Origin of the sequence: Mycobacterium sp. SMC-17, from assembly GCF_045310915.1 — a bacterium.
In the GTDB taxonomy this organism is placed as follows: domain Bacteria; phylum Actinomycetota; class Actinomycetes; order Mycobacteriales; family Mycobacteriaceae; genus Mycobacterium.
In genome coordinates this window covers 1-6,680 of sequence record NZ_JBJIAK010000099.1, presented here as the reverse complement: position 1 = coordinate 6,680, position 6,680 = coordinate 1, and the positions used below count along the sequence as shown (strand labels likewise).

Here is a 6,680-nt window from a genome sequence, read left to right as displayed (position 1 = left end):
CGTCGGTACCTGGACCGCGCAGTGAGGCCCATCGCGGTCGTCGGCCCCACCGGCACCGGCAAGTCGGCCCTGGCACTCGACCTCGCCGAACAGCTGGGCGGCGAGATCGTGAACGCCGACGCCATGCAGCTCTACCGCGGCATGGACATCGGCACCGCCAAGCTGACGGTGCCCGAGCGGCGCGGCATCGTGCACCACCAGCTCGACGTCCTCGAGGTCACCGACAACGCGACCGTCGCGAAGTACCAGGCGGCCGCCGCGGCCGACATCGAGGACATCGCCGCTCGCGGCGCCGTGCCGGTGATCGTCGGCGGATCGATGATGTACATCCAGGCACTGCTCGACGAATGGTCGTTCCCGGCGACCGATCCCGCGGTGCGGGCCCGGTGGGAGGACCGGCTGGCCGAGGTCGGGGTCACCGCCCTGCACGGCGAGCTGGCGCGCGTCGACCCCGAGGCCGCCGCGTCGATCCTGAACACCGACGGCCGGCGCATCGTGCGGGCGCTCGAGGTCGTCGAACTCACCGGGCAGCCGTTCGCGGCGTCGGCGCCACAGATCGGGGCCCCGCGCTGGGACACCCTGATCGTCGGATTGGACTGGGACACAGAGGTTCTCGATGACCGGCTGCAGCGCCGTACCGACTTGATGTTCGCCTCCGGGCTGGTCGAGGAGGTGGTGGCGCTGCGTGCCCGCGGCCTGCGCGACGGAGTGACGGCGGCCCGGGCCCTGGGCTACGCGCAGGTGCTGGCGGCGCTGGACGCCGGGGGCGACCCCGCTACGGCCGATGCCGCGATGGCAGAAGCCAAGGAGCGGACGTTCATCGGCACCCGGCGCTACGTGCGCCGGCAGCGGTCGTGGTTCCGGCGCGATCACCGGATCGTCTGGCTGGCCGGTGACGCTCCGGACAACGCAGCCGAGGTGGCGCGTCGGTGGCGCCACGTATCCTGAAGCTGTGCGGTTTTCGAAAGGGCACGGCACCCAGAACGACTTCGTGGTGCTGCCCGATGTCGACGCCGAACTGAAGCTGACCCCCTCGGTCATCGCCGCGTTGTGCGACCGGCGCCGCGGACTGGGGGCCGACGGCCTGCTGCGGGTCACCAAGGCCGGGGCCGCACAGGAGGCCGGCGTGTTCGACCGCCTGCCCGACGGCGTGGCCGCCGACGACTGGTACATGGACTACCGCAACGCCGACGGCTCCATCGCCCAGATGTGCGGCAACGGCGTCCGTGTCTTCGCGCACTACCTGCGCGCCTCCGGGCTCGAGCACCGTGACGAATTCGTGGTCGGTTCCCTGGCCGGGCCGCGTCCGGTGACCCTGCACGGCGCCGACGCGGTCAACGCCGAGGTCACCGTCGAGATGGGCAAGGCCCGTTCGTACGGGCACGGCAAGGCGGTCATCGCCGGCCGGACCTTCGAGGGCCTGGCCGTCGACGTCGGCAACCCGCACCTGGCGTGCGTCGATCCGGCGCTGAACATGGCCGGGCTCACCGCGCTGGACATCGCGGCGCCGGTGTCCTTCGACGCCGACCAGTTCCCCGAGGGCGTCAACGTCGAGGTGCTGACCGCGCCCGCCAACGGGGTGGTGGCCATGCGGGTGCACGAGCGCGGCGTGGGCGAAACCCGCTCCTGTGGAACCGGAACGGTCGCTGCGACGTTGGCAGCACTGAACCACACCGGCGCGGACACCGGCAGCCTGCGGGTGGTGATCCCCGGCGGCGAGGTCAGCGTGACCATCACCGCGGACACCAGCTACCTGCGTGGGCCGTCGGTGCTGCTGGCGCACGGCGAACTGGCCGCCGAATGGTGGCACGAGAACGAAGGAAATTCAGATGCGGCCCGCTGACTTTGCGGGCACCATCGATAACTACCTATGACCTATCCCGAAACACCCAGCGTCGGTGAACTAGCCCTCGAAGACCGGGCGGCACTGCGCCGCGTTGCCGGTCTGTCGACCGAACTGGCCGACATCTCCGAAGTCGAATACCGCCAGCTGCGCCTCGAACGCGTGGTGCTGGTCGGTGTCTGGACCGACGGTACGTCGGCCGACGCCGACAACAGCCTCGCCGAACTCGCCGCGCTCGCCGAGACCGCCGGCTCCGAGGTGCTCGAAGGCCTCATCCAGCGCCGCGACAAACCGGACGCCTCGACGTACATCGGCTCCGGCAAGGCCCAGGAGTTGCGCGAGATCGTGCTCGCCACCGGCGCCGACACCGTCATCTGTGACGGTGAACTGAGCCCCGCGCAGCTGAACTCGCTGGAAAAGGTGGTGAAGGTCAAGGTCATCGACCGCACCGCGCTGATCCTCGACATCTTCGCCCAGCACGCCACCAGCCGCGAGGGCAAGGCCCAGGTGTCGCTGGCCCAGATGGAGTACATGCTGCCGCGCCTGCGCGGCTGGGGTGAGTCGATGTCCCGGCAGGCCGGTGGTCGTGCCGGTGGTGCCGGTGGCGGCGTGGGTACCCGTGGTCCCGGTGAAACCAAGATCGAGACCGACCGGCGACGGATCCGCGAGCGGATGGCCAAGCTGCGCCGCGAGATCAAGGACATGAAGAAGATTCGCGACACCCAGCGGCACAGCCGCCGGGTCAGCGACACCCCGTCCGTCGCGATCGTCGGCTACACCAATGCGGGCAAGTCCAGCCTGCTGAACGCCCTCACCGGCGCGGGCGTGCTGGTGCAGAACGCGCTGTTCGCCACCCTCGAACCGACGACGCGCCGTGGACAGTTGGACGACGGCCGGCCCTTCACCCTGACCGACACCGTCGGGTTCGTGCGGCACCTGCCGACCCAGCTGGTCGAGGCGTTCCGGTCGACGCTGGAGGAGGTCGTCGACGCCGACCTGCTCGTGCACGTGGTCGACGGCTCCGACGCCGATCCGCTGGCGCAGATCAACGCGGTACGCAAGGTCGTCGGCGAAGTCGTCGCCGAGTACGACATCACTGCTCCACGAGAGTTGTTGGTGGTCAACAAGATCGACGCCGCCGGGGATCTGTCGCTGGCCCACCTGCGGCGCGCGTTGCCGGACGCCGTGTTCGTGTCCGCGCACACCGGTGAGGGGCTGGACCGGCTGCGGCTGCGCATGTGCGAGCTGGTCGAGCCGACCGACGCGGCCGTCGACGTGACCATTCCCTACGAGCGGGGCGACCTCGTGGCCCGGGTGCACGCCGAAGGTCGTGTCGAGGCCACCGAGCACACCGCCGACGGCACCCGGATCAAGGGCTGGGTGCCGATGGCCCTGGCCGCCAGCCTCGGCGAGTTCGCCACCGCCTGATCAGGCGGCAGCCTTGGCCGGCTTGTCGGCCTTGTCGGCAGCCGGCTTCACGGCCTTGGGGGTCTTGACCTTCTTGTCCTTCTTCGGCTTCTTGGCCTTGTCCGAGTTCTTGTCGGTGGCCTTGTCGCCCTTGTCAGTGGCCTTGTCGCCACCCTTCTCGCCGGCCGAGGTCTGGCCGTCCTTGGCCGGGCCCTGATCGGTGCCGGGCTTCGGGTCCTGCTTCGGGCCGGTCGTGTCGGGGGTCTTGTCGGTCACCTTGGTGTCCGGGGTCTCCGGGTCGGTCACCTTGGTGTCCGGGGTCTTGGTGTCGGTGTCCTTGGTATCGGTGTCCTTGGTATCGGCCGTCGTCGTCACCTTCGGTGCCGTGACGGGCGCGACCTTGGTGTCACCGGTCGGCGTGGCGGACACCGCCGTCGGTGTGCTCGACACGTTGCGGGCCGCCACCGTCGCCGGGGTCGGGGCGGGGGTGGTCGCGGCGATCGGAAGCTGCACCTTGCCGCCGGTGATGTCGCTGATCGCGGCCTTGACGCCCGCGCCGGCCGCGTTGATCAGGTCCTGCGTCAGCGTGATCGGGTTGAGCAGCGGGATCAACCGGAACGGTGCCGGGACGCCGGGGCTGAGGCTGCGGTCGTAGCCGGTGTCGATGAGCACGCGCAGTACCGGTGAGACGAGGTCGACCAGCGGCTTGATGATGAAGCTGGTGTGGGTGAAGCCGCCGAACTCCAGGAACGGCCGCACGATCGGCAGGGTCTTGGTCGGGATCGTGATGTACGTGGTGTCGCCGTATGTGGTCTGGTTCGCCGGGTCCTTCAACGCGGCGTCCAACTCTGTGGGCGTGTACTCGAGGTCGGGGATCTCGCCGGCATCGCTGTTCTCGTTGGGTGCCAGGTAGGTGCCATGGGTGTACCAGAAACCGGCGATGGCGTTGAGGTCGGCGAGCAGGTTGATCGGGTACAGCGGGAAGTCGGCGACGCCGTCGTACTCGAACGCGATGTCGGTGGTCTTGATGCCGGTGTTGGTGGGTGCCGGCAGGCCGAAGGTGACGTCCCAGATCGGCACGGTGCCCAGGAAGGCCAGTCGTTCGAACAGGCCGCCGTTGGGCCGGTTGGTGTTGCCAATCATGACGAACGCCAGTTTGGCCTTCTGGGCATCGGTGAGACCCGACAGCGTGGCCTTCTCACGGCTGACGATGTTGCCGCCCTGGGAGTAGCCGAAGATGATGACGGGATTCTGGGGCGTCGCTGTCGGCAGGGCCAGCTGTAGCGCCGTATCCAGAGCTTGGATGCCCTGGCCCGTCGAGTCGTTCCACTTGGCGCCGGACAGTCCGCCCCAGCCGGGCAGCGGGATCGGCCAGAACTGGGCGGGATAGTTGATGCCTTGCAGGTTGCAGTTGTTCTGAAGCGTGCACGCCGGGTTGAACGGTGCGATGTAGTAGGTGTCCGCGTTCTCCCGGTAGCCGGGCACGATGTTGGCGTTGGGTGTGCCGGTGCCCGGGACGATCAGCGCGGTCGCGGCGAGGGTGAACGCGGCCGTGACCATCGACACCACGCCGAGCAGGACCGTGCCGAGCACCGTCAGCATCACGGCCAGCGTTGCGGGAATCGTGCGTCCGAGTGTGCGCATCCCTCGCCCCCTTTCGACGTCGCCGATCTGCTCATCGGCACCCGTTTCGCATCGTCGCACTGTGACCTTGCCGGTATCCGGTGTTTGCCGAAAATTTGTCGAGCGTGTCGATTCTTCGGTACGCCCGTACCGGTCGACCGTGGGTGAAATCACACCGAGGCGATACCGCTTGCGGGGCAAGGTGTTTGGCGCCGCGGGCGGGGCGGGGCCATAGGCGGTCGTCCGCAGGCGACTCGTTCGGCACTAGGCTTTGACCAACATCGGCTGCGCACCTTCGCAGGTCATGGCCGCCGATCACGTCGTGGAACGGCTGAGAGCCTTCAGTTCCCTCTGCACCAGCATTTCTCGCGGCGACCGATATTGCCGCCGGCATTGTCGACCCACCGTGCCTGAAAGGCTGTAATCCCTCATGTCCGCAGAACAATCATCGTCGTTCGCCGAGCTCGGCGTTCCCGAGGCGCTCGTCGCCTCGCTCGCCGGACGCGGTATCGCCGCGCCCTTCCCGATCCAGGTCAGCACCCTGCCCGACACCCTCGCGGGCCGGGACGTGCTCGGCCGCGGCCGCACGGGCAGCGGCAAGACGCTGGCCTTCTCCATTCCGCTCGTGGCGCGGCTGGCCGGCGCCGCGCGACGCCCGTCGCGTCCCACCGGTCTGGTGCTGGCCCCGACCCGCGAGCTTGCCACCCAGATCGCCGCGACCGTCGAACCGCTGGCCAGCGCAGTCGGGCTGAACGTCACCACCATCTTCGGTGGCGTGTCGCAGAACCGTCAGGTGGCGGCGCTGCAGGCGGGCGTCGACATCGTCATCGCCTGCCCGGGCCGTCTCGAAGACCTCATGAAGCAGAAGCTGGTGAGCCTCGACGCCGTGCAGATCACCGTGCTGGACGAGGCCGACCACATGGCCGACCTCGGCTTCCTGCCGGGTGTCACCCGAATTCTCGCGGCCACCCCTGCCGGCGGTCAGCGGCTGCTGTTCTCGGCGACGCTCGACAACGGCGTCGACAAGCTGGTGCGGCGCTTCCTGTCCGACCCGATCACCCACTCGGTCGACGAGATCGACGCGCCGCCGCCGGCCATGACCCACCATGTGTTCCACGTCGCCGGTGCGGCGGAGAAGCGCGACCTGGTGCAGCGGCTGGCGTCGGGCACCGGCCGGCGCATCCTGTTCATGCGCACCAAGCACCAGGCCCGCAAGCTGGCCCGGCAGCTCACCGAGGCCGGCGTGCCGTCGGTCGACCTGCACGGCAACCTGTCCCAGCCGGCGCGTGACCGCAACCTGGCCGCATTCAGCTCGGGAGAGGCGCGCGTCCTCGTCGCCACCGACATCGCCGCGCGCGGTGTCCACGTCGACGAGGTCGAACTCGTGGTCCATGTGGACCCGCCCGCCGAGCACAAGGCATACCTGCACCGCTCGGGCCGTACGGCCCGAGCCGGGAGCGCCGGCGACGTCGTCACCGTCGTGCTGCCCGAGCAACGCAAGGACGCCCAGCAGCTGCTGCGCAAGGCCGGTATCACCGCCCGTCCGCAGGAGGTCGTCGCCGATTCTGCGTCGGTGCAGGCGCTGGTTGGCGAGATCGCGCCGTACCGCGCGCCCGCACCCAAGGAGGCGCCCGCGCCGCGTGGCGGAAACCGGCCGGCCAAGACGGCCACTGCGGGTCAGGCGCAGCGTCGCCGCCGCCGCAGCACGGGTGGCCTGCAGGCTCCCGGGCGTGCGCAGTCGGGCCGTTCGCAGTCGCAGTCGGGCCGTTCGCAGTCGGGACGTAGCCAGTCGGGACGTAGCCAGTCG

General features: G+C 69.4%; 5 protein-coding genes. 4 read left to right on the top strand and 1 reads right to left on the bottom strand.

The genetic code is table 11. From position 1 onward, the window contains the following. Positions 1-21 precede the first annotated feature (21 nt). From miaA to hflX, 3 genes are read left to right on the top strand one after another with little or no spacing between them, the layout of a single operon-like run. The gene (gene miaA / locus ACJH7A_RS29755) at positions 22-948 is read left to right on the top strand and encodes a tRNA (adenosine(37)-N6)-dimethylallyltransferase MiaA (RefSeq protein WP_212811726.1); all 927 of its coding nucleotides are present in this window, start codon (positions 22-24) and stop codon (positions 946-948) included. A gap of 4 nt (positions 949-952) precedes the next feature. Then, on the top strand, positions 953-1,843 hold the full coding sequence (dapF, locus tag ACJH7A_RS29750) for a diaminopimelate epimerase (RefSeq protein WP_212811725.1): 891 nt from the start codon (positions 953-955) through the stop codon (positions 1,841-1,843). Positions 1,844-1,870: 27 nt separating this feature from the next. After that, positions 1,871-3,271 carry a GTPase HflX gene (gene hflX, locus ACJH7A_RS29745; RefSeq protein ID WP_212811724.1) on the top strand — a complete coding sequence of 467 codons (1,401 nt, stop codon included), beginning with the start codon at positions 1,871-1,873 and terminating at the stop codon, positions 3,269-3,271. Here the strand turns inward: hflX and ACJH7A_RS29740 are convergent, their stop codons facing one another. Further along, the gene (locus ACJH7A_RS29740; RefSeq protein ID WP_406775682.1) at positions 3,272-4,894 is read right to left on the bottom strand and encodes a PE-PPE domain-containing protein; all 1,623 of its coding nucleotides are present in this window, start codon (positions 4,892-4,894) and stop codon (positions 3,272-3,274) included. A gap of 409 nt (positions 4,895-5,303) precedes the next feature. On the opposite strand from ACJH7A_RS29740, the gene ACJH7A_RS29735 reads away from it, so the two are divergent. Next, the coding region (locus ACJH7A_RS29735) for a DEAD/DEAH box helicase (protein WP_406803256.1) at positions 5,304-6,680 on the top strand (1,377 nt) is incomplete at its 3' end.

Bases quoted from the DNA above. Each gene is read 5' to 3' on its own strand.
- hflX (WP_212811724.1), top strand. From the start codon at position 1,871: ATGACCTATCCCGAAACACCCAGCGTCGGTGAACTAGCCCTCGAAGAC.
- ACJH7A_RS29740 (WP_406775682.1), bottom strand. From the start codon at position 4,894: ATGCGCACACTCGGACGCACGATTCCCGCAACGCTGGCCGTGATGCTG.